General features: G+C 68.1%; 17 protein-coding genes and 3 pseudogenes. 10 read left to right on the top strand and 10 right to left on the bottom strand.

Translation table 11 applies throughout. From position 1 onward, the window contains the following. Window positions 1-415: 415 nt before the first annotated feature. On the top strand, window positions 416-829 hold the full coding sequence (locus tag WMF34_RS46650) for a hypothetical protein (protein WP_012241729.1): 414 nt from the start codon (window positions 416-418) through the stop codon (window positions 827-829). Window positions 830-1,009: 180 nt separating this feature from the next. Here WMF34_RS46650 and WMF34_RS46645 read toward each other — a convergent pair whose 3' ends face one another. The 4 genes from WMF34_RS46645 to WMF34_RS46630 all read right to left on the bottom strand — a co-directional run bounded on the left by WMF34_RS46645 (window position 1,010) and on the right by WMF34_RS46630 (window position 5,946). Beyond that, on the bottom strand, window positions 1,010-1,603 hold the full coding sequence (locus WMF34_RS46645) for an HPP family protein (protein WP_012241728.1): 594 nt from the start codon (window positions 1,601-1,603) through the stop codon (window positions 1,010-1,012). 11 nt (window positions 1,604-1,614) lie between these two features. After that, window positions 1,615-4,545 (bottom strand): molybdopterin oxidoreductase family protein, encoded by a 2,931-nt coding sequence (locus WMF34_RS46640; RefSeq protein WP_437991866.1) that lies wholly within the window; start codon window positions 4,543-4,545, stop codon window positions 1,615-1,617. Between the two features lie 489 nt (window positions 4,546-5,034). Next, window positions 5,035-5,169, bottom strand: a complete 135-nt coding sequence (locus tag WMF34_RS46635) for a hypothetical protein (protein WP_012241726.1) — start codon at window positions 5,167-5,169, stop codon at window positions 5,035-5,037. Window positions 5,170-5,763: 594 nt separating this feature from the next. Then, window positions 5,764-5,946 carry a glycosyltransferase gene (locus WMF34_RS46630; RefSeq protein WP_012241725.1) on the bottom strand — a complete coding sequence of 61 codons (183 nt, stop codon included), beginning with the start codon at window positions 5,944-5,946 and terminating at the stop codon, window positions 5,764-5,766. A gap of 266 nt (window positions 5,947-6,212) precedes the next feature. On the opposite strand from WMF34_RS46630, the pseudogene WMF34_RS46625 reads away from it, so the two are divergent. The 3 genes and pseudogenes from WMF34_RS46625 to fumC form a co-directional block, all read left to right on the top strand. Beyond that, window positions 6,213-6,311: pseudogene (locus WMF34_RS46625) on the top strand (short-chain dehydrogenase); the annotation flags it as partial. Window positions 6,312-6,651: 340 nt separating this feature from the next. Next, window positions 6,652-8,292, top strand: a complete 1,641-nt coding sequence (locus WMF34_RS46620; protein ID WP_437991865.1) for an NAD-dependent malic enzyme — start codon at window positions 6,652-6,654, stop codon at window positions 8,290-8,292. A 21-nt stretch (window positions 8,293-8,313) separates the two neighbouring features. Then, window positions 8,314-8,607: pseudogene (gene fumC / locus WMF34_RS46615) on the top strand (class II fumarate hydratase); the annotation flags it as partial. Between the two features lie 790 nt (window positions 8,608-9,397). Here fumC and WMF34_RS46610 read toward each other — a convergent pair. From WMF34_RS46610 to WMF34_RS46595, 4 genes and pseudogenes are all read right to left on the bottom strand, one after another. Further along, window positions 9,398-11,080, bottom strand: coding sequence for an RCC1 domain-containing protein (locus WMF34_RS46610; RefSeq protein ID WP_437991864.1), 1,683 nt, complete (start codon window positions 11,078-11,080; stop codon window positions 9,398-9,400). Between the two features lie 132 nt (window positions 11,081-11,212). After that, a complete protein-coding gene (locus WMF34_RS46605) occupies window positions 11,213-11,716 on the bottom strand; it encodes an SRPBCC family protein (RefSeq protein ID WP_437991863.1) in 504 nt (167 codons plus the stop codon). Next, window positions 11,713-12,054, bottom strand: a complete 342-nt coding sequence (locus tag WMF34_RS46600) for a metalloregulator ArsR/SmtB family transcription factor (protein WP_437994715.1) — start codon at window positions 12,052-12,054, stop codon at window positions 11,713-11,715. Before WMF34_RS46600 ends, WMF34_RS46605 begins: the two co-directional genes overlap by 4 nt. 9 nt (window positions 12,055-12,063) lie before the next feature. Further along, window positions 12,064-12,288, bottom strand: a pseudogene (locus WMF34_RS46595) (IS66 family transposase); the annotation flags it as partial. 523 nt (window positions 12,289-12,811) lie between these two features. Between WMF34_RS46595 and WMF34_RS46590 the strand changes: the two are divergent. From WMF34_RS46590 to WMF34_RS46580, 3 genes are all read left to right on the top strand, one after another. After that, entirely contained in the window at window positions 12,812-13,510 is a 699-nt protein-coding gene (locus tag WMF34_RS46590; protein ID WP_437991862.1) for a hypothetical protein, read from the top strand. Window positions 13,511-13,525: 15 nt separating this feature from the next. After that, a complete protein-coding gene (locus tag WMF34_RS46585) occupies window positions 13,526-13,717 on the top strand; it encodes a helix-turn-helix domain-containing protein (protein ID WP_437991861.1) in 192 nt (63 codons plus the stop codon). A gap of 319 nt (window positions 13,718-14,036) precedes the next feature. After that, window positions 14,037-14,702: a hypothetical protein gene (locus WMF34_RS46580; protein ID WP_437991860.1), complete on the top strand. Its 666-nt coding sequence runs from the start codon at window positions 14,037-14,039 to the stop codon at window positions 14,700-14,702. A 140-nt stretch (window positions 14,703-14,842) separates the two neighbouring features. On the opposite strand, the gene WMF34_RS46575 is transcribed toward WMF34_RS46580, so the two are convergent. Both WMF34_RS46575 and WMF34_RS46570 read right to left on the bottom strand, forming a co-directional pair. Beyond that, window positions 14,843-15,871 (bottom strand): reverse transcriptase domain-containing protein, encoded by a 1,029-nt coding sequence (locus WMF34_RS46575; protein WP_437994714.1) that lies wholly within the window; start codon window positions 15,869-15,871, stop codon window positions 14,843-14,845. Window positions 15,872-15,873: 2 nt separating this feature from the next. Then, window positions 15,874-16,821 (bottom strand): hypothetical protein, encoded by a 948-nt coding sequence (locus WMF34_RS46570; RefSeq protein WP_437991859.1) that lies wholly within the window; start codon window positions 16,819-16,821, stop codon window positions 15,874-15,876. A 633-nt stretch (window positions 16,822-17,454) separates the two neighbouring features. Here WMF34_RS46570 and WMF34_RS46565 point away from each other — a divergent pair. The 3 genes from WMF34_RS46565 (at window position 17,455) to WMF34_RS46555 (ending at window position 20,365) form a co-directional block, all read left to right on the top strand. Beyond that, window positions 17,455-18,078, top strand: coding sequence for a hypothetical protein (locus WMF34_RS46565; RefSeq protein WP_437991858.1), 624 nt, complete (start codon window positions 17,455-17,457; stop codon window positions 18,076-18,078). Window positions 18,079-18,197: 119 nt separating this feature from the next. Then, complete coding sequence (locus WMF34_RS46560) at window positions 18,198-19,553, top strand: DDE-type integrase/transposase/recombinase (protein WP_437991857.1); 1,356 nt, start codon at window positions 18,198-18,200, stop codon at window positions 19,551-19,553. Continuing rightward, window positions 19,550-20,365 carry an ExeA family protein gene (locus tag WMF34_RS46555; RefSeq protein ID WP_437606345.1) on the top strand — a complete coding sequence of 272 codons (816 nt, stop codon included), beginning with the start codon at window positions 19,550-19,552 and terminating at the stop codon, window positions 20,363-20,365. Before WMF34_RS46560 ends, WMF34_RS46555 begins: the two co-directional genes overlap by 4 nt. Window positions 20,366-20,584: the final 219 nt, after the last annotated feature.

Raw genomic sequence — 20,584 nt, 5'->3', positions numbered from 1 at the left:
CGATCCGTCGCGTCGGGCTGCGGTGGTCGCATCGCTCGCCGGCCCCCTGAGCCCATTTTCTTCCTCTATACCCACGTCCTCGCGCTCCCCCTCGCGCAGCTGGACAGACCTGGTCCGGCGGCTTCGGTTGACCGATCGACGGATAGTCAGGCGGCTCTGAACATATCGAGGTTGTCGTGGACAAATGCATTGGATGGGCAAGCGCGGTGTTGACGCTCACGATGGTTGACGCTCGATCGCGCAGTCTGTTCGATGGCCATCGCGGGGGTGAGCGCTCCCGGTCACGGCCGTGATGGTCGGCCCATCCCGCGCGCTGTGAAAAGCGGGAGACCCGGGACATCGCTCCCTCATCCCCGCGCCCGGACGAGCGGCGTGAGCCACTTCTCGACAGCCGAGCGGGCGTTAAGCTTCCTTCATGAAGCTCGGCGCACGGCTCACCACCCACGCATTCTCGGCCGGCGCCGCCGGGATCAGCCTCATCGTCCAGCCGCTCCCGGGTTCGGACCAGCTGTTCGTCATTCCGATCCAGTACCTGCTCGCGGCGTCGCTCGCGAAGGAGCGAGGCACGTCCCTCTCGAAGCCGGCGTGGTCCCAGGTCCACCAGCTCATCTGGGGCGGCGGCGCCCTTCGTCTCATGATCGGCTTGACCCTGGGGCTGATCCCGCTGGCCGGCGCGGTGACGAACGCGATCACGGCGCTCGTTACGACCGAGTACCTCGGGCACTACGTGGATAGGGCCCTCGACAACCCGGACGAGCCGCCTCCTGCCCTGTCGATCCAGGATATCCTGGACTCCATCACGTCCCTCTTCACCACGCGAGCGCGGTAGGCAAGCGGTCCCTGGGTCGAGCTCACCCTGCGGCTCGATCCGTAGTCGACTCCGAACCGGAGCCTGTATATCTGCTCGAGCTCGACCCCGCCGGGCGGAGGCGTCCACGGCATGTGCGGTTACTTCGCCGCCCAGACGGCCCTGCACAAGGTGTTCGGTCGATGATCCAGCCCGGCCGCATCAAGGCCCGTGCGAAGGCGGGATACGCGCCCGCCGCGCGAGCTCGCCCGGAAGCGCGACGAGCAGCACGCCGGCGGTGATCGTCGCGGCGTCGGACCAGTCCGCCCTGAACCCGCCGAGCGTGATGAGCATCGTGGTCGCCGCGGCCGGCGCGTGCTGCGCCTTGAGCAGCTCCTGCGAGAGCAACGTCAGGGCCACGGCGAGGACGGACGCCCACGCGCGGCGCCATAGCAGGTGTCCGGAGCCCATCACGGACGGCTCGGCCGCGGCGCCGAGCACGGCCACGGCCGCGGCGGCGGCCACGATACCGAGCAGGTGGCCGACGAGCGTGTTGTAGAGCCGCGCGCCCCGGCTCCGCGGCGTGGTCACATGAACGAACACGGTCGGCCCGAGGCTCGGGAATAGCCACGGCTTGCCCATCACGAGCCCAACGGCCGCAGGGAGCGCCATGAGCGCCGCCCCGGCGAGCGGAGCCCAGACGGCCTCCGGTAACCTGGCGATGGCGAGGCGAGCGCGCGCGGCGTGGAGCCTTGGTCTGGGTGCGGTGCGGTTCATCATCGGCCAGCGCTCGCCCGCGCCTCGGTCCGGGATCATCCCTCCTGCCGTCAGAGCGGGACGCCCAGGATCTGCGGCGCATGCGCGCCCACCTGCGTCAGGAGCCACGCCTGCTGACGATGGGTGTTCTCCTCGATCCGGTCGCAGCTCGCCATGAGCGCGCGATCGCGCAGCATCATGGCCGTCTTCTTCACGGCGACGAGCGTGATGTGCAGGTCGGCCGCGAGCACGTACAGCTCGTGCAGCCCCCGGAGCTGCCCGAGGTGGCCTTCCCTGGCCCGGTTCAGGCGGATCTTCTCCGGCAAGGAGCCGAGCTCGTTCGCGTCGCCGGCCGGCGGGGCCGGGTTGTACGGCCGCGCCGCCGGCTCCAGCCACGAAAGCGACTGCCGCGAGATCTCCTGGAGCCGCGAGAGCCCCATCGACAGCTCGCCTTCGTTCAGCGCGTGCTCGGACGCGGCGTCGCACGCCACGATGAACCGCTCGTGGGCCAGCCGGAGCAGGCCGAGGTAGTCGGCCAGGCGCTGTCGCTCGGGCGCGTCGCCGGAAGCGCGCGTGATCGCCGACGCGATCGCCGAGGCCGCGGCGCCGGCCCGCTCGACGGCCCGCTCCGCCGCGCCGGCGACCTTCGCGACCGCGGTGCGGGCGGCGCTCACCTTCTGCAGTTTGGCCGCGGCGAACTTCACGGCCGGCTGCTTGCTCACCGGGTCCCAGGTCGTCATCGTCAGCTCGTTCGCGGCCCGCGGCCGCCCGTCCGGCTCCGCCCCGTCGGTCCCCTCCTCGTCCCAGTACCCGTAGTGAAACGGGATGAACAGGTGCCCCGGGACGATATCCCCGAGCCTCGCCGCACCGCGCACCCGGCCACGGCGGGTGATGACGTCGACCATTTCGCCCTCGCTCACGTCCATGCGCGCGGCGTCCTCGGCGCTCATCTGCACGAACACGTCCGGGGCCGCCGCCTGCAGCGCCGGGGACCGGCCGGTCTTCGTCCTCGTGTGGAAATGGTAGATGAGCCGCCCGGTCGTCAACCAAAATGGATACTCGTCGTCGGGTGACTCCGGCGGAGCAAACCAGTCAGCCGCCTTGAGGATCGCGCGGCCCGCCGGGTCGTTGGCCGCGTACTGCTCGCGCGTGACCGCCGCGCCGGTCTCGATGTCGTGCCCATAGCTCCCGCACTCGTCGACGCCGGTCGGGAAGCGCAGATCCGTGTACTGCCGCTCGGTCCCGTCCGGGTGCTCGTCGTTCACCGGCCACTGGATGCCGGAGCCGCCAGTGAGCTTGGCATACGTCAGGCCGGAGTAGTCGCAGTTCTGACCCTTGGTGCACGCGCGCCACGCGTCGAACGCGCCCTCGGGCGTGTCCCACTTGATGAGCGGTTGACCGTCCCTGTCCGTGAAGCCCATGCGCCGGGCGAAATCGATGAAGATATCCATGTCCGGCCGCGCCTCGCCCGGCGGGTCGACGGCCTTGTGCGAGATGTGCACCGTCCGATCGGTGTTCGTGAACGTGCCGGTCTTCTCCCCCCACATCGCGCTCGGCAGCACCAGGTCCGCGAACCGCGTGGTCTCGGTCGGAAAGGCGTCCTGAACGACGACGAAGAGATCCTCCTTCGCCAGCGTCTTGCGGATGCGGGGCAGGTTGGGCATCGAGACCGCCGGGTTCGTGGCGATGATCCAGAGCATCCGGATCGACCCCTGCTCGGCCAGCCGGAACAGCTGGGTGCAATGGGTGTGGGGCGCGAAGGTGGGGATCACGTCCGGCTCGACGTTCCACACGCGCGCGAGGTCGGCCACGTGCGCCGGGTTCTCCATGTTGCGGAACCCGGGGAACTCGCCGTCCGCGCCGGTCTCGCGGGTGTTCTGGGCGGTCGGCTGGCCGTTCGACTGGATCACGCCGCAGCCGGGTTTGCCGATCATGCCGCGGATCAGGACGAGGTTGTTGACCTGGCACGCCGCGGCCGTGGCCTCATGCGCCTGGTAGATGCCCTGAAGCGCGGTGGCCAGGAGCCGCTCGCTCGTCCCGAGCAGGTGCGCCGCGGCGTTCAGCTGATCCACGGGGACGCCGGTGATCTCGGCCACGCGCCGGGGCGGGTACGCCGCGACCTTCTCCCGCAGCGCCGCGAACCCGACCGTGTGCGCGTCGATGAACGCCTGGTCCACATGCCCGTTCTGGATGATCAGGTGCATGAGCCCGTTCAGCAGCGCCACGTTCGTGCCGACGCGAAGGGCCAGGTGGACGTCGGCCTCCCGGGCGGTGTCGGTCGTCCGCGGGTCGATGACGACGAGCCTGGGCGGGTTCGGACCCCGGCGGCGGTCGAGGATGTGCATCCACGACACCGACTGCGTCGCCGCGATGTTGTGGCCGACGTGCAGGATGCAATCGGCGACGTCGAAGTCCCGGTAGCTCGACGGCTGCCCGTCGCGGCCGAACGTCTCGCGGAGCGAGCTGCCAGCCGTGGCGGTGCACAGCCGCGTGTTCCCATCGATGTGGTTCGTGCGGAGCCCGGCGTGGGCGATGACGCTGAGCGTGTAGTAGTCCTCGAGGAACAGCTGTCCGCTGTTGTAAATGGCGACCGCGCCGGGCGTGTACCGGGCGACCACGTCCTTGCACCGGCGGGTCAGGAGCTCCATCGCCTCGTCCCACGTGGCCTCGCGGAACGTGTTGCCCGGCTTCTTGCCGGTGCGGATCAGCGGCCGGGTCAGCCGGTCGGGGCTGTTGTTCGCGACCCAGCCGTTCATCCCTTTGGGGCCCAGCCGGCCGTGGTTGACGACGTCCTCTGCCCGGCCGCGGACGCCGACGATCCTGTTCCCCTTGACCCCGATATCGAGCCCGCATCCGTTCGTGCACAGCACGCAGCAGGACTGGACCCACCGCTCCGGCTCCTCGTCCGTCTGCTCGTCGACCCGTGCCGGCCACTGGTGCTCACCGAAGTACGGCGTCCGCTCGCCCCACGGGCTCGTCACGCTGTTGCGTGTCTGGTGCATGCTTCGACTCCTTCCGTGTCGTCATCGCCGCGCTCGAGCACCTCTGTCACGTCCCCACCTCCTTCGGCTCGGTCCCGGCGGAGCAAGCACTGAGCGTGCCGCCTGCGGCCGGGGGACCCAGCTCAAGGGTCACCGCCGCCCGACGAGGTAGGCGGCGAGCGCGGCCTGAACCCGCATCCTGTCCCTCGAGCCCGGCGCGCTCACCGGGTCGTGCGCGCGCCCATCGAGCGGATCGTGGCCCACGCCGGCGCTTATCCGCGCGCCCGCGCGATCCCCCCGAGCAACCCGATCGCCGCGAGCGCCGCCGCACCCACGCCCGCCGCCGGGAGCCACCGCCCGCGCCGCGCGCGCCGCCGCCGCGGCGCTCGTCGGCCGGCCGGCGCTGCCCCGCAGCCCGCTGCCGATCGCCGCGCGCTTCGCGTCGGACGTCGAGGATGTCGCCCAGCGCGTGGTGAAGGTGAGGTGCCTTGAAGGCGAGCGCCGCCCGGCTCAGCGCCGGAGCGCTGCCGCCGTCCGCCCCGAGACGGCGGTTCCGCTCACGACGACGGCCGACCCCAGCTCGAGGAGGGCGACGAACGTGAGCACCATGGGATAGATGCCGACCAGCGCGAGGATGCCGAGCACGACCGCGGCGGCGCCGACGAGCGGACGCCGGCCGCGCCGCAGACGAGCGAGCCACCGAGCACGACCTTTGGCGCCGCCTTCTCCTCCTCTGGTATGCGTCGCGCGCCTGACAGCGGCGGTATCTGGCGCTCCGCCGCGCGGAGGCCCCGGCGATGGCCGCCGCGCACAGCGCTACGGCGCCGAGCGACCAGCGATGGATGTCGAACCAGAGCTCCAGGCTCGAGGCCTTGGCGCGCCGGTCGAACGGGCCGTGTGCTCCGAAGTCCCACGGCACGGGTGCCCACAGGTTGTCGAGGCGATTCGGGTCCACGGGCTCATCGGTCTGCTGTCGCGTGTACCCGATCTTCGCGAGCCAATGATCGAGCAGCCCCGGGATCATGCCCAGCGTCTGAACGGGCGGGCCGTCTGCGTCCGGTGGGCGGCGCCGCCTCTTCCACGGCCCGCCAAGCGCGTGACGGTCGATCTCGCTGAACCAGCCTGCGTTCAACGGGAAGAAGCGAGTGACGATGCCGCCGAAGCCCTCCCCCCCGGAGCGAGTCCGCGCTCTGCCCGAGGTACACGCCATGGACAAGCTCGTCGATCCGGGGGCGCGGTCTACGACACGCAGTCGTACAGCGTGCAGCTGGTGCAGCTGGACGAGGCGTCGCTCGCCTTGAAGCCCAGGCCGACCACCCAGTCGATGAAATTCGGCGGTACGCACAGCCTCACGTCGTGCCCCCGACGCCGCATCTCGGCGGCCAGGCCCACCACGGGTTGCACGTCACCGCGAGTCCCCACACCCTCAGCAATGCCCGCATCGCTGTTCTCCCTTCGACCACGCGCGTCGCGTGGATGGATGACGGAGGCGACGATGGCACCGCGGATGCGTTTTTTTTCATCGTATCATCGCCCACGTTCCGGGGGACCGGCGGCGGACGTCGTGGTCCCTGGCTTGGACGCTCGCCCCTTGTACGGCCCGAGCGAAGCTCACAGCTCGTGTTCTGTGGGCGATTGTTCCCTGCGCAAGAGATGCAGAACGGTGGCGCCCGCCTCCCGGGTGTCCGATCGCGCCCGGCGGCGTCGAGACGGACTTCGGCGGTGGCGTGATGCGCGATCCCGAGCTGCAGAAGGGCGTCGCCGCGCAGACCGCGCTCGGCCGCGTCGCCCGCGTCACGAGCGCGAGCTCGCGGCCGAGCCCTTCCGCATGAACGAGATCCGCATCTCGGTGCGCATCGAGCGGGAGCCTCATCCCGGCAAGCCGTCCGCTTCGAGCACATGCAGGTGAGGATGCGCCATCGCGGGGCTTGCGTGCCGATCGCCCTTGGCCAAGGTACCGCACGCAACGACCTTCGGACATGGCTGCGCTGGCCTCGCGGCTGGCAACGGTGAGGCTCGTGGCGGGCGGCTCGCCGATGCTCCGGCGCCGTGGCCGGCCGCACCGCTCGGCCCGCGGCCACGCTGCTCCAACCCGAAACACGACGTGCGGGCACACGGGAGGTGACCATGGCACGAGCCGCAAAGATCGGATCACAGGAACCCGAGCTCGGCCGGACGTTGCTGGACGACCCCGTTCGCAACAAGGGCACGGCGTTCACCGCCGAAGAGCGCCGCGCATACGGGCTCGAGGGCCTGTTGCCGTGCGCGGTCGAGAGCCTCGACCGGCAGGTCGAGCGCGTGATGCAGCACCTGGAGGCGAAGCCGACCGATCTCGAGCGCTACGTCTACCTGATCGGGTTGGCCGATCGGAACGAGACGCTCTTCTACCGGACGGTCATGTCCGATCCGGCGCGTTTCGTGCCGATCCTCTATGATCCCACCGTCGCCGAGGCCTGCCTCGCGTTCGGGCACATCTACCGCCGGGCCCGCGGGATGTACATCACGCGCCTGATGAAAGGCCGTATCGCCGAGGTGCTGCGCAACTGGCCGACGTGCGACGTGCGCTTCATCTGCGTCTCGACGGGCGGGCGCATCCTCGGTCTGGGCGACATCGGCGCCAACGGCATGGGCATCCCGATTGGCAAGCTGCAGCTCTACACGGCGTGCGCCGCGGTGCCGCCCGATGGCCTGTTGCCGATGCTGCTCGACGTCGGCACGACCAACGCGGCGCTCCGCGCCGACCCGCTCTACCTCGGCCTGCGCGAGCTGCCCCCGCCCGAGCAGAAGCTGGACGAGATCGTCGAAGAGCTCGTGCAAGCCGTGCAGCAGGTCTTTCCCGGCTGCTGCATCCACTTCGAGGACTGGAAGGGCACGGACGCGATCCGGCTGCTCAAGCGCTACAAGGACAAGATCCTCTGTTACAACGATGACATCCAGGGCACGGCCGGCGTCACGCTCGCCGGTCTGACCACGGCGCTCGAGATCATCGGTACGCCGCTGGCGGAGCAGCGGATCCTGTTCCTGGGCGCGGGCTCGGCCGGCATCGGCATCGCCGACCTCCTCGTTTCGGCCATGCAGCTCGAGGGGCTGTCGCAAGAGGCAGCGCGCAGCCGCATCTCCATGTTCGACATCAACGGTCTGCTCGAGCCCTCGCGCGCCGATCTGTCGGAGGTGCAGAGGGTGTACGCGCACAAGGCGAAGCCGTCCAAGGATCTCGTCGAGGCCATCGAAGCGCAGAAGCCGACGGTCCTGATAGGCGTCAGCACCAAGGGCGGCGCCTTCGACCAGCGCGTGGTCGAGACCATGAGCCGCCTCAACGAGCGGCCCATCATCTTCGCCCTCTCCAACCCCACGGACCGGGCGGAGTGCTCGGCCGAACAAGCCTATACCTGGTCCAAGGGCAAGGCGCTCTACGCCGCGGGCGTGCAGTTCCCCGACGTGACGGTGGACGGGAAGCGCTTTCACCCCGGCCAGGCGAACAACTTCTACGTCTTCCCGGCCATCGGGCTCGCGACGTACGTGGCGCGGCCCAAGCGCATCACCGACGCGTGCTTCGTCACCGCAGCCCAGGCGCTCGCCGGCCAGGTCGGCCCGGAGCTCCGCGCGAGGGGCATGCTGTTCCCGAGCCAGGCCGACATCCTGGAGTCGGAGGTCACGACGGCCGCGCGAGTCGCCGAGCTCATGTTCGACGAGGGATTGGCGCAGGTCCACAGGCCGCCGGACGTCCGGGCCTGGATCGAGGGCCAGCTCTACACGCCGACGTACTGAGTCGGAGCAAAGGAGCCATCCATGGCCGCGCAGGCACATCCCACGCTCCGCGACGTTCCGATCGGCATCGAGGCCACCGGCCAGCGTCGCGAGACCGACTCGATGGGCGAGATCGACGTGCCCGCCGATCGCTACTGGGGCGCGCAGACGCAGCGCAGCCTCATTCACTTCTCGATCGGCAACGATCGCATGCCGAAGCGCGTTTATCACGCCTACGGCTACGTCAAGGAGGCCGCGGCGCTCGTCAACGCCGCGGCCGGGCGGCTGCCGCGATGGAAGGCCGACGCGATCGTTCGCGCGGCCGAGGAGGCGGTGAGGACAACGCGGTCGCGTTCGCCGGCAGCCAGGGGAACTTCGAGCTCAACGCGATGCGCCCCATCATCATCAACGCCTTCCTCCACTCCGCCCGCGTGCTCGGCGACAAGAGCTCCAGCCCCACCACGGGGGGATCCGCTCTCGCTCCTGTGCCGCCTCGCCGCCAGCGTCCCGCCGCCGCGCTTTCACACCGTCAAGTACGCTGACGTTCTCGCCTCGGCAAGTCGCCCACGTTGGCGCGCAAGCGCATCGGACCGCGCCCTGCGAAGCCAGAAGAGCCTACGAAGGCGGACGATGACCCCGCTCCGAAACGCAAGCGTGGCGGCTATCGAGCGGTCGACAAACCGCGCCGAGCCCTTGCGCCGCACATTTGCGATCGATGTCCTCGAGTTCCCAACTTGCAAGGGGCGGATGAAGCTCGTCGCCATGGTCACCGAGCCCCGGAACATCGTCCGCTTCCACTCCGCGCTCGGCGAGCCGACCGATGTTCCAGCACGCTCTCCCAGCGTCCACGCGGCAGCCACCGTACTGGAAAAGCACCGTTGTGCGCCGTAAGGCGCTCGGTGACGCCGTCGAGCGTCTCGCGACGCGCCTCCCGGGCCAGACCAACGCCCGGACGGACACGTGTGCCCACGGCACGCCGATGCGCCCCCGTAGCGCGCTCGGCGCCGCCCGGACCACGCTCTTTCGACCCAGGGCCGAGCCATCACGACGCTCGGTCTCGCCATGGCGGCGCGGGCATCGCGAGGGCGACCAGGGCTCGGGCGCGAACGCTCGGGAGCGCGGAGCGCTACGGCATCGTGATCGCGTCGGTGCCCGGAACCGGCCGGAGCTCGATCTCGGCGAAGCGGCGATGGGTGAAGTTGAGCTGGATACGGAACGGCGAGGTGGAGAGCACGGTGGCCTTGGCGCCGCACACCTCCTCGCCGACCCCGATGAATGTCTGCGTGAGCCCGCCGGACAGGGCGCCGTTGTCGCTGATGCACGAGGTCTGGTTGAGCCCGCTCTTTTGCGCCCAGAGGAAGACACCGAAGCCCTTCTCTTGCCCCTCGGGCGGGGGATACGCCTTGTCGGCGTACTCGAACATCCCGACGTACAGCTGGGCCCCGTAGAAGCCGGTGAAGCTGCCAGCGCGCTCGAGGAGCCCGGTGGGGCCGCACACGCCGTAATCGAGCTCGTTCGAGCTCCGCCTGTAGACGATCGTTCCCACGTCGAGCCCTTCGCAACCCCCGTCGAAGCTCGTCAGCTCCACCGCCTCCGAAGGCGCGCCCGTCACGTCGACGAAGCCATCGAGCGGGGTAGGCGCGGGCGGCGTCGGCGCTGGATCGTCCGCGCAGAGCGGGACCATGGTGGGGATCGCCACCTTGGTCGGCCCCGGCTCGGGCAGCTCATCGCCCCAGCACCAGAGACGGTCGTTCTCCAGCACCGCGCATGGCGTCGCCCCGAACGTTACCCGCTTCGCTTTGCCGGCCCAGAGATCCACGTCGGCGAAGGTCGTACGGTCGATGAAGGCTCCGGTGCCCAGCTCCCCCGCGTCGCCGCGGCCCTGGCAGCGGACGCCGCCATCGAGCGTGACGTAACACTGGTTGAAGTCCGTCTCCGCGAAATCAGCGGCAGCGACGTCCGGCACCAGCACCGGAGCCCCCAGGCAGGCGCCGCCCCCGGCGCGCTCGCCGATCCCGCAATAGACCGCACCCGATTCCGTCACCGCGCAGCCCCGTCGCAGCGAGACGACGCCCTCCCCTCCGAAATCCGGCTGCACCGGGTCACAGGACTCCTCGCGCGGGGTCACGCAGTGGATGGCGCCCGCCTCGTCGAGACCGCACACCGCCGGGTAGTTCGCGATGATTTCCGTGATCCTCGCGCCGCCGCCGAGCGCAAAGGTCTGCCACGCGACGCGCTGTTCATTCCAGCAGGACACATCGTTGTCGTCACGCAGCACGCAGAAGAAGCTCTCGCCGTCGATCGCGGCGTCCCGGATGCCAGCGGGCGTGTCCGGGAACCGGATGGGCTCTCGCTCGGTGCCAGAGGCGGCACGCGCATCACGGATGGGGTCGGGCACTCTGTCTCCCCAAGTTCCCCAGTAAAAGAGCTCGCCGGTCTGGTTCACCGCCAGGGTCTCGCCGCCTGGACCGACGTCGAGCGTGAGCACACCGCCCGGCACCGTGATGTGGGCGAGCGCATCCCCATCCTTCGCGTCGTTGGCAATGCAGCGCTCGGGGCCCCAGCACCACAACGTGCCGTCTTGCCTGATAACGCAATTGCAAAGGCCTGGGAATATCTCTCTCACCTTGCAGTCCGAGCCCTCATCGCCGGCGCCGCCCGTGCCGGACGAGCTACCGCCCTCCCCGACGCCACCGCCCGAACCGCCCATTCCGCCACTGCCGCCGCTCGTCGCGCCGCCCATTCCTCCGGAGCCCGGAGGCGGGTCGCCGCCAGAGCAACCGAGCACATAAGCCAGACTTGCCATCATCGAGAACCTGAACCACCGCATCCGCATAGTCTGCCGCATGGTCTCCAGTTCACACGCGCAACGGCACGCAGTCAAGGCGCGCGGCGCCATAACAAGGATCGGTCGCGCCGTACGCCCGCGCGCCGTGATCGGCTACGCCTGCGTGCGGGCGTCGCCCAGGTAGTAATCGCGCTGCGCCGGGTAGTCGTCGGCGAAGCTGGGCAGCGGCTCGCCGAGCCGGGAGGCGACGAGCATGTCGAGGTAATACTCCCACCCCGGCCCTGTATCGCCGGCGAGCGCGGGATCGGTGAGGTGCTGGACGAAGGTGAGCTCGGTCGTCTCGCCCTTCCCCGCGAGCGACAGCTCGAGCCGCCACGCGCCGTAATCGTCCTGCGCCGAGAGCGCGACGCGATGCGGCGGCTCGCACGCCTCGATCGAGACGTCGCACCACGGCGCGCCCTGCTCGAACGCCATCTGCAGGCGAACCGTCTTCCCGGGCCCGGCCTCCCCGTCCCACGGGCCGATCCAGCGCGCCGTGCTCTCGGAGGCGGTGACGCTCTGCCAGACGTCTTCAATGGGAGCGCGGAAGCTGCGCGTGATGACGAGATCGGCGCCTGTCGCCGTGCTCCGGACGCGGCCGGTGGGTCGGGGGCTCATGCTATCTCCTTCTTGCGTTTCGTTTCGTTGCTGGATGGGGTCGCGGTCGCCATGCGCCGCTGTCGGCCGACGCGGTGCACCTCGGTCTCGAGCGCGTCAAAACGGCGGTGCCACGGACTCTCGGCGTGCAGCTCTCGCAGGAACGCCTCGAGCTCGCGGCCGCACTGGACGTCGCGCACCAGGCCCGCCTCGCGCAGCACGCGCAGGTGCCGGCTGACCGCCGGGCGGCTGACCGGAAACGCGCCGGCGATGCTGCCGGCCGTGGCGCTGCGGTCGCGCAGCATCCGCAGGATCTCCCTCCGGATCGGATCCGCCAGCGCCTGGGCAACCGCGTCCATCGGCGTAATTAGCTGCCGTTCCACTTCGCCGTTGTCGATCTCGAAGCGCCCATCTGTGAAGCCGCGCCGCCACACAGCCTCCTGGTTGATGGCGTACTGGGTAGCGATGCAGAGCGACGTGCCTGGTACGAACCGCAGGTGGAGCTCGTGAATCCACTGATACAGCTCGTCCACAACGGAGAGCGACCGCCCCTGCCACTGAAGGCCGCGGGCGTCGACGTTGCCTCCATGGGCTGCGTCGAGCCAGAGATCGAGAGCGATGGTGACAGGTTCCCTGACGTAGAAAGCCGCCGCGGAACCGTGTGCGCCCCGGCGCACGCCCAGAACGGAACGCGTCACGTCCATTCAAATCTGCTCGCCGAATCTCAATTTGACCTCCAGACCACACTCGGAAGAATGGCGCCTGTATCCACACCGCGTGTCGCGGCTCGGCCAGGAGCCTCCACCACGTCGATGCGCATCCACAGCAAGGTCGGCCTGTTCTACGCGTGTACCGATGCATGGATGAGTTACTGATACAGCGTCACTTTTCCAGGAGGGGTGCGAATCGCGTAAGGTTCTCTATATCAACCAGCGCGCGCAGCGTGGCTGTACCGTGGAATGGCCACCACGATGAGATTGGCTTCCAAATCTCGTTTGGATTTCCTAACCCCTCGATTCGGAACGCACGTGATCGTTACGCAACACGTGATTTCTAGCCACGGCGGATGGCCGTGACGCGTTGGCCGTATTACAAAATGAATTGGAGGAAATCAAGATGCTCACACTGCGACAATTTATGGCCCTACAGACAGGGAGATTGTTTCCACCATGGCGGCTAAACGAGTGCTCCGACGTCAGGCCGCTGTCGTTCGGCCGTCTCCTCGGGCTGGACGTCTCGCTAAAGGCAAAAGATTGGTTCTTCTACTATGGAAACATGCCAAATTCACCCAAGGCTCTAGCGAGTGGCGTGGGCTGGTATTTCGACTTTCCTCGCGACGTCGATGGCCCTCACTACCTTTACACCACTCATGCGAAACCGATCACGGCCAATAATTTGACCATGACATTACAGGTCGTGATCACCTCCGGCAGTCCGACTTTCGATCCCGCTGATACAACGGTTCGGCCGTACATTCAAAGGGAGGGAGACAACTGGACCGGGACTGGGGAGTACCAATTTTATCGTTGGTGGTCGAATCCAATCGCGTTTCGTCTCGAATGGTGGTCGAATTCGGATCCACAGCTCAGGATAGGTATCACCAATCTGATCGTGCCGCTAAAACCCGATCACTGGTCGTCCGTCCTCGGAAGACGTGGTGATGAGGACGCGAGCACGCTCGCTGGATTTCAGTCGGCCCTTAAAAATGTCCAGAAGGTTGGAATGACTTTTGGAGGAGGAGGCTCCTTCGGTCATGGTGTAACCGTCAGTGGTGGCACGGTTCGGTTTATATTGACGGACTACTCGGTTTACTAGTGTCCCGTCCGCAAGATGCAGCTCAGGGCATACACGCGGCGGGGATCGACGGCGCCGCAACTGCGGGCGCGCATTGTCCTTGCCTGTTCCGAGGGCCTCGACAACAAGAGCGCGGCCCGCAAGGTCGGCGTGGCCGCAGCAACGGCTGGACGATGGCGGCGGCGCTTCGTAGAGGACCGGCTCGACGGACTGCTCGACGAACCTTGACCGAGGTGCCGCGGACGGTGCTGGACGAGAGCGTTGAAGAGGTGATCGTCAAGACGCTTGAGTCGACGCCGCACGGCGCAACGCACTGGAGCATTCGGCAAATAGCGAAGGCCGTGGGTCTCGAACGAACAACGATCAGCCAGATCTGGAGCACATTCGGACTCCACCCGCATCGCCAGCATGGCGCGCTTCGGGCAGCGGACGCTCGCCGTTCACCAGGGGACGACTTGATCCTCGAATCTCGCGGACGGGACACCAGGAGCCACTGCAACAATAGCCGACACTGGGGCAGCACTTAACCCAACCACAGGAGCAGCATATGTCAAATAGTGATTTAACTCTCGAGAACAATGGCCTCGCACGCATCGAAGGAGATGTGTTCAAGGTAGAGGCCTTCGAGATCCAACTTGATAATACGGATCGTCGGTCACAGGGGAATAATGATTTTCCCCGACGAGCTCTCGTTCATGATTTCAGCGATGGGCTCACGCTCAACTGGGATCACGACTATCCTGGCGGCGTGACCGTCAACGGCCCCCTGGTCCTCCCCGATGGGATCAGTGGAGCCAATAAGGATGGCGGTGCTCTGAAGATCGGTGCGATCGAGATCCAACTGGACAACGCGGGGCGCCGGTCGCGATTATATCCGAACAAGCCGCGACGCGCTCTCGTCCATGATTTCAGCGACGGGCTCACACTAAACTGGGATCGCGATTACCCTGGTGGCATTACGCTCCGTGGTAGGACTATAATAGAGGGCCCCCTTGTGGTATGTCGCTATCTTTGGGGGCCCCTTCCGCACCATCCTCGGCCGAATTATGAACAACTTGCTGCCGATAAATTTGGCGGCAACGCGAGTGATTATGAGGTATTCGACGTCAGCAGGGAGTTCGGTTCTCTTCAATACGAAGTGAATCTTCTTAAAGACCAAGTGGCTCTTCTTCGAGAGCAAGTGGCTGCTCTGAACGCCAAGTTGGGCACGTAGGGCAGCATCGTCGGTCGTGGTAGGGACGGCCCTTCGTCGCCATGCTGGCCGACTCGGGCCGCCCCCCGCGCAGATCCCAGCGAGCGCTGCTAACGCACTGGGCTCTTACCTCGGGTACGGACGTCGAAGCGCTTCTGGGGTCAGGGATGCAGGACGCGGGCGCGGGGGATCCATCGGTCGGCAAACTTGTGCATTCGCCCCCAATCTGTCCGATCACGCTGACCTCGGCGCCGGAGCGCGCGGAGCCAGATGCGGGTGACCTCGGTGCGGAACGCGTCAAGCCGATCGATGTTGGTCGGCATGGCGTGGTACGCGAAATAGCCGCGGACCACTGCGCCGATCCATGCCTCCTGTTCTGGGACCGACTGATGCCGGCGGCGCTGCAACTCGACGCCAATCGCGTGCAGCTTCGCCCGCACGCGTTTCGACGCCGTTCGCCTCCTCAGCAGGAAGTCTCCGTTCCGTCGCTTCGCGCTGATGTGCGTGAATCCGAGGAAATCGAAGGTCTCCGGCTTCCCCTCGCCGTACCGCGCCCGGTTGTCGACGGCGAACCGCCCGAACCGGAGCACGCGCGTCTTGTCGGGGTGCAGTTCCAGCGCGAACTTCCGCAATCGCTCGCGGAGTTCAACGAGGAACCGAGTGGCGTCCGACTCCGACTGGAATCCCACGAGAAAGTCATCGGCATAACGCACGACGATCATCTCGCCCTGCGCATGTAGACGCCTCCACGGCTGGACCCAGAGGTCGAAGACGTAGTTCAAGTAGATGTTCGCCAGCAGGGGCGACATGGGGCCGCCCTGCGGCGTCCCCTCGGCCCAGCGCGCGCGAAGCGCCTTGAAGCCTGCCCAGCGGCTATTGGACGAGAGCGGGACGCCGAAGAGATCACCGAGCTCGCGGTAGAAGTCGCCGGCCCTGCTCTGGGGATGCTCGATGGTGCCGACCACCACGTCGGTCAGGGCGCCGAGCCGCGCAGCGAGCAGGCGTAACGCGATGCTCTTGCCCGTGCCGGGATCGCCGGTAAGCATGGCGAAGCCGCCGTGGGCCAACCCGAGCTCGACACGACGAAGGAAGGCGTCGACGGGCGGCGAGACATAGAGGGCCTCCGCGGGCACGTCGGCGCGGAAGGGAATGTACTTCAAACTGTAGAGAGACAGGAGTCGACTCATCATGGTCAATCCTCCTCCGTGTTCTTGGGCAGGTAGGCGGGCGGCAGGCCCGTGGCGGCGTACTCGGCCATCAGCTGGCGCAGGAGCGGCGCGATACCAGGAGGCTTCCTCGACGGCGCCAGCGGCGCGGTGAGCTCGGTGAGCGCGCGACGCGCCCGGTCCGCGTTCCGCTCCTTGTCGAGCGGAAAGAGCGTGGCGAGGCGCGCGCCCGAGCGCGGGTCGACGAGCTCTGCGCTGGAGAGATCCCAGCGCGCGACACAAATCCGGGGGCGTTCGAGCACTCGGTAGGCCGAGGGGACCTCGAAGCGCACCCCCTCGATCGTGACCGTCCCGTCGCTCCGGCGCTGGTGGCGCGAGATCTCCGTGCGGAAGGCCCGGCGCAGCACCTCGGAGTCGGGGCTCGGGCGGCTCACGTCGGGGCCCTCAAGGTAGCGATCGAGCGGAGTCTTGTTGAGCTCGCCGTGGACGGTGCGGTGATACTCCTGCTCGACCCACGCCTGGGTCGCGGTGGTGAGCAAGTCGAGCGTGAGATTCGGTTCGCCCTCGAGCATCGGCATGAGCCGCCCCTCGACGAGCGTCCAGAAGTGCTCTTGCTTGCCGTTCTGATGAGGGCTGTTCGGCAGTGTGAGATATTGCGCGATGCCGAGCCGCTCGAGCCCCTCCCGCATCTCGGCGGCCTTCATGGCACCTCCTCGATCGCTGTAGGCGCCGCGCGGCAGCCCCCGCTTCTGGATCCCCTGGCTGAAGCCGTGCACGAGGTTCTCGGTGCTCTCGCAGTCGAGGTACCACTGCGCGTGGCAACACAGCCGCGAGCAGTCGTCGAGCAGGCCGAAGAGATAGGGTGTCTTCAGCTCCCCGCTGGCCGTGATGACCTTTCGCTTGCCCTCGTGGAAGTCGTAGTGCCAGAGCGCGTTCACATAGGCCAGCTCGTACGAGCGCGTTTCGCGCGGCACGATCTCCGATTCGACCGCCCTGCCTTGGCACCTCTTCTGGATGCGATACGTGCCGCGGGCCTTCATGAAGCGGCGCACTGTGGTGTAGCTGGGCACCGGGGCGAGCGCGGGGGCGGTCTTCGCGAGCGCGACGAGGTTGTCGTGGTGGAGCTGCCAGGTCCAGCGCGGGTGATCGCGATACTGGCTCTCGATCGCGGACGCGACCGCCGCCGTGACGCCCTATTACCGCGCCCTCTCATTGATGCGGCAGCGCATCGCATCGAGCATGCTGCTTGATGGTGAGGGGTTCTGCCCAACGAGGCTGGCCATCAAGGAGAGTGCTCGCTCCGCGTACGCAACCCGGGAGGACGACTCCGGAGCGCCGCGGCGCACGACGCATTACCTCCAACCCCTCAAGATTCTCATCGCAACCCCCTCTGAGCACGGTTACGGCGGCTCAGAGAAGCCCTTCCCGCGCGGGCACCCCACTTCCGTCCACCGGCCGAAAATTACCACCCCTCGTCGTTCCCACGCCCGCCTCACGACGAGGTAGGCCGACCGCAGGAGCGGAGCAGCGGCGCGGTGCCGGCCACAAAATAGGCGACGAGGAGACCTGATCTTGGCGGACAGCCTCCTCGTCGTGCTCCGGTTCTTGTGCCCAGGAATCGAAGCGGTCGCAGTGTTATCCAGAGCGCCATCGACATCAAGCGCTGGCAGCAGCAGCCGCCCACGGTCGTCGAAGCTCGGCCTGCGCGCTGCCCCGTCTGCGGCGCTGCGAGCTGTCCGCTGGGCGGCGCCATCCGGCTCCAAGGCCACGGCAGGCGGGAGCGGCAGGTCTGGGGCCCCACCAGCCCGGACCATCCTCCCGAGGTGCTCTTGGTGACCGCCCGCCGCTACCGCTGCCTCGATTGCGGCGCCGTGCTCCTCGTCGTTCCTCGCGGTGTGCTCGGCCTTCGCGTGTACAGCGCCGCCGCGATCAGCTTCGCCCTCGCGCTCTGGGGCCTGGCGCTCGCGACGGCGGCCGAGGTCCGTCGGCGCGTTGGCCCGGCGAAGATCCTCGGCGACAGCGCCGTCGCTGGTTGGGCCACGCTGCGCCGGTGGGCGCGTGACGTCGCGCAGCGACGTCTGTTTGCGGATGCCCCCGACCCAGGCCCGTCCGCCTCGCTCCGGAAGAGCGCAGCCGCCGTTGCGGCATCGCTCGCGGCAAGCGCGGACCCGACGACCCGGGCGCTACCGCTCGAGCAGCGCGCCTTCTTCGGCGCCGCGCATGCGGCGTGAGGGCCTTTGCCCCGAAGGAGCCCCGAGCGTACAGCCCACCTGAGAGGATCGCTGCCGGAAACGCCGCCGATCCCGGACAAGGACCGCGCGCCAGCAAGGCGCAGAAAGGACCTGTCCGAATGACCCTCGGCCCTGCCGACCACGCCGAGACCGTCGCGATCTATCGCGCCACGGTCATCGGCCCTCTCATGCACCGCGTGCTCACCCACGGCCAGCTCGCCGCCGAGCTGCGCACGCTCAGCGAGCAGCGGTTTCGACCGCCGGGCGCGCCCAGCACGCGCACCTACTCGGTGCCCACGCTCGAGCGCTGGCTATATGCGTATCGCTCCGCTGGCCTCGACGGCCTGCGCCCGCAGCCGCGCAGCGATCGCGGCTTCGCGCAGGGCCTGTCGGAGGAGCTGCGCACGCTGCTGCTCGACATCCGGCGCGAGCATCCCGACGCCTCGGTACCGCTCATCCTCAAGACGCTCGTCGACGAGGGGCGGCTCGAAGCGGGCAAGGTCTCCGAGCCCACCGTACGGCGACTGTACGCCGCGCACGGCCTTCGCCGCCGCGCCGCGCGCGCCGAGGGCGAGTCGAAGACGCGGCTGCGCTGGCAGGCCGAGCGCCCAGGCGCGCTCTGGCACGGTGACGTCTGCCACGTGACCGGCTGCACCGTCGGCGGCAAAGCGACGCCGCTGCGCATCCACGGGCTGCTCGACGACGCCTCTCGTTACGTCGTGGCGCTCGAGGCGCACACGACCGAGAAGGAGGTCGACATGCTCGCCATGACCGTCGACGCCCTGCGTCGCCACGGCAAGCCCGACGCGCTCTATCTCGACAACGGCTCCACCTACCGCGGCGATGTCCTCAAAACCGCGTGCGCGCGGCTCGGCATCACGCTCCTGCACGCAAAGCCGTACGACCCAGAGGCGCGTGGCAAGATGGAGCGCTTCTGGCGCACGCTGCGCGAAGGGTGCCTGACCTACCTCGGCGCTGTGGCGTCGCTCGCCGACATCAACACGACGCTCCGCGCCTTCCTCGACAGGCGTTACCACCCGGCGCCGCACGCGGGCCTGCTCGGCCAGACCCCGGCGAAGATCTATGCGGCCCGCCCCGCCGCCGAGAGCGGCGTCGACGAAAAGGCGCTGCGCGTCGCGCTCACCGAGCGCACTCGCCGCCGCGTCTCGGGCGACAACATCGTTTCTGTCGACGGTCTCGCCTGGCAGCTCGATCAAGGCTACCTCGCCGGCCAGATCGTCTCCGTCGCCCGGTGCTTCGTCGCGCCTGACGAGCCGCCGTGGGTCGAGCACGAGGGCAAGCGCCTGGTGCTGCATCCGGTCGATCCGCAGCGCAACGCGCGGCGCAAGCGGCTGCCGTGCGGCGGGCCTGCGGCGGACAAGCCGACACGCCCGGTGGACTTCAACCCCGCGCGGACGCTCGGCCGCTCGATGGGCACTGGCGCCAACACGAGCGAGCGTGGAGGTGAGACGTGAGCGAGTCCTATGTCCGCTTCTTCACCCTCTCCGCCGCCCCCTTCTCCAAGGAGATCCAGGACGGCGACCTGTGGCTGCCGCCCTCCAAGGAGCAGCTCGTCGAGGAGGTGTGCGAGGCCGTGCACGAGCACGCCCAAGTGCTGCTGGTCGGCGAGCCCGGCGCCGGCAAGACGTGTGTGCTGCGGGCGGTACGTCATCGATTGCCGCAGGCAGGCTTCCGGCTGACCTACTGCCACAACGCCACGCTGGGCCGCCGCGACTTCTATCGCCAGCTCTGCCATGCCCTCGGACTCAACCCCGCTGCGACCGCAGCGGCCGTCTTCTACGCTGTCAGCGCGCATATCGAGACCCTCGGCCGCGAGCGCATCCACCCGGTTTTCCTGCTGGACGAAGCGCACCTGCTCCACCAAGACACGCTCGATCATCTCCACATCCTGCTCAACTACGAATGGGACAGCCGCGCCCTGCTGTCGCTGATCCTGGTAGGGCTCTCTGACCTCCAGGACCGGCTTGAGCTGCGCAAGAATCGCTCGCTGTATTCGCGCATCGAGCGGCGTCTCTCGATCGGTGCGATGGTGCCCGACGATACCGGAGAGTACGTGCGGCTACGGATGGGCCGCGCCGGCGCCGACCGCGACGTCTTCACCGCGGACGCTCTGACGCTGCTCCACGAAGCGGCCGGCTCGAGCCTGCGCGAGATCGACCGCATGGCCACCGCCGCGCTGCGCGAGGCGGCGCGACGGAAGAAGAAACTCGTCGAGCGTGACGTGATGGCGCGCATCGTCGGCGACCTGGGGACGGACGGCAGCTGACGCTGACCGACACGACGGGCGTCACCTCGGCGCTAGCGAAAGAACACCTCGCCGGCGCCGATGGCCACGAACGATGATGGCCATTGCGAGCCGCCCTGCGGCGCGCGTCCGAGCGATGGCCATCGCTCTCCTTGACTGCAACCGCGCACGTCCGCGATCGCCATCAAGCGGCCTGCTTGGCGGACCATCAGTCAGCCTGAGCGTCAACACGCCCGGGTG

This window comes from Sorangium sp. So ce145 (assembly GCF_051525985.1).
Lineage (GTDB): Bacteria > Myxococcota_A > Polyangia > Polyangiales > Polyangiaceae > Sorangium > Sorangium cellulosum_B.
The sequence above is the reverse complement of the archived record's forward strand: the minus strand, read 5'-3'. Positions and strand labels throughout refer to the sequence as shown.

What these genes read in the sequence shown, in the direction of transcription:
- WMF34_RS46650 (WP_012241729.1), top strand. Translation starts at nt 416, where the DNA reads ATGAAGCTCGGCGCACGGCTCACCACCCACGCATTCTCGGCCGGCGCC.
- WMF34_RS46645 (WP_012241728.1), bottom strand. Translation starts at nt 1,603, where the DNA reads ATGATCCCGGACCGAGGCGCGGGCGAGCGCTGGCCGATGATGAACCGC.
- WMF34_RS46640 (WP_437991866.1), bottom strand. Translation starts at nt 4,545, where the DNA reads ATGCACCAGACACGCAACAGCGTGACGAGCCCGTGGGGCGAGCGGACG.
- WMF34_RS46620 (WP_437991865.1), top strand. Translation starts at nt 6,652, where the DNA reads ATGGCACGAGCCGCAAAGATCGGATCACAGGAACCCGAGCTCGGCCGG.
- WMF34_RS46610 (WP_437991864.1), bottom strand. Translation starts at nt 11,080, where the DNA reads ATGATGGCAAGTCTGGCTTATGTGCTCGGTTGCTCTGGCGGCGACCCG.
- WMF34_RS46605 (WP_437991863.1), bottom strand. Translation starts at nt 11,716, where the DNA reads ATGAGCCCCCGACCCACCGGCCGCGTCCGGAGCACGGCGACAGGCGCC.
- WMF34_RS46600 (WP_437994715.1), bottom strand. Translation starts at nt 12,054, where the DNA reads ATGGACGCGGTTGCCCAGGCGCTGGCGGATCCGATCCGGAGGGAGATC.
- WMF34_RS46590 (WP_437991862.1), top strand. Translation starts at nt 12,812, where the DNA reads ATGCTCACACTGCGACAATTTATGGCCCTACAGACAGGGAGATTGTTT.
- WMF34_RS46585 (WP_437991861.1), top strand. Translation starts at nt 13,526, where the DNA reads ATGCAGCTCAGGGCATACACGCGGCGGGGATCGACGGCGCCGCAACTG.
- WMF34_RS46580 (WP_437991860.1), top strand. Translation starts at nt 14,037, where the DNA reads ATGTCAAATAGTGATTTAACTCTCGAGAACAATGGCCTCGCACGCATC.
- WMF34_RS46575 (WP_437994714.1), bottom strand. Translation starts at nt 15,871, where the DNA reads ATGATGAGTCGACTCCTGTCTCTCTACAGTTTGAAGTACATTCCCTTC.
- WMF34_RS46560 (WP_437991857.1), top strand. Translation starts at nt 18,198, where the DNA reads ATGACCCTCGGCCCTGCCGACCACGCCGAGACCGTCGCGATCTATCGC.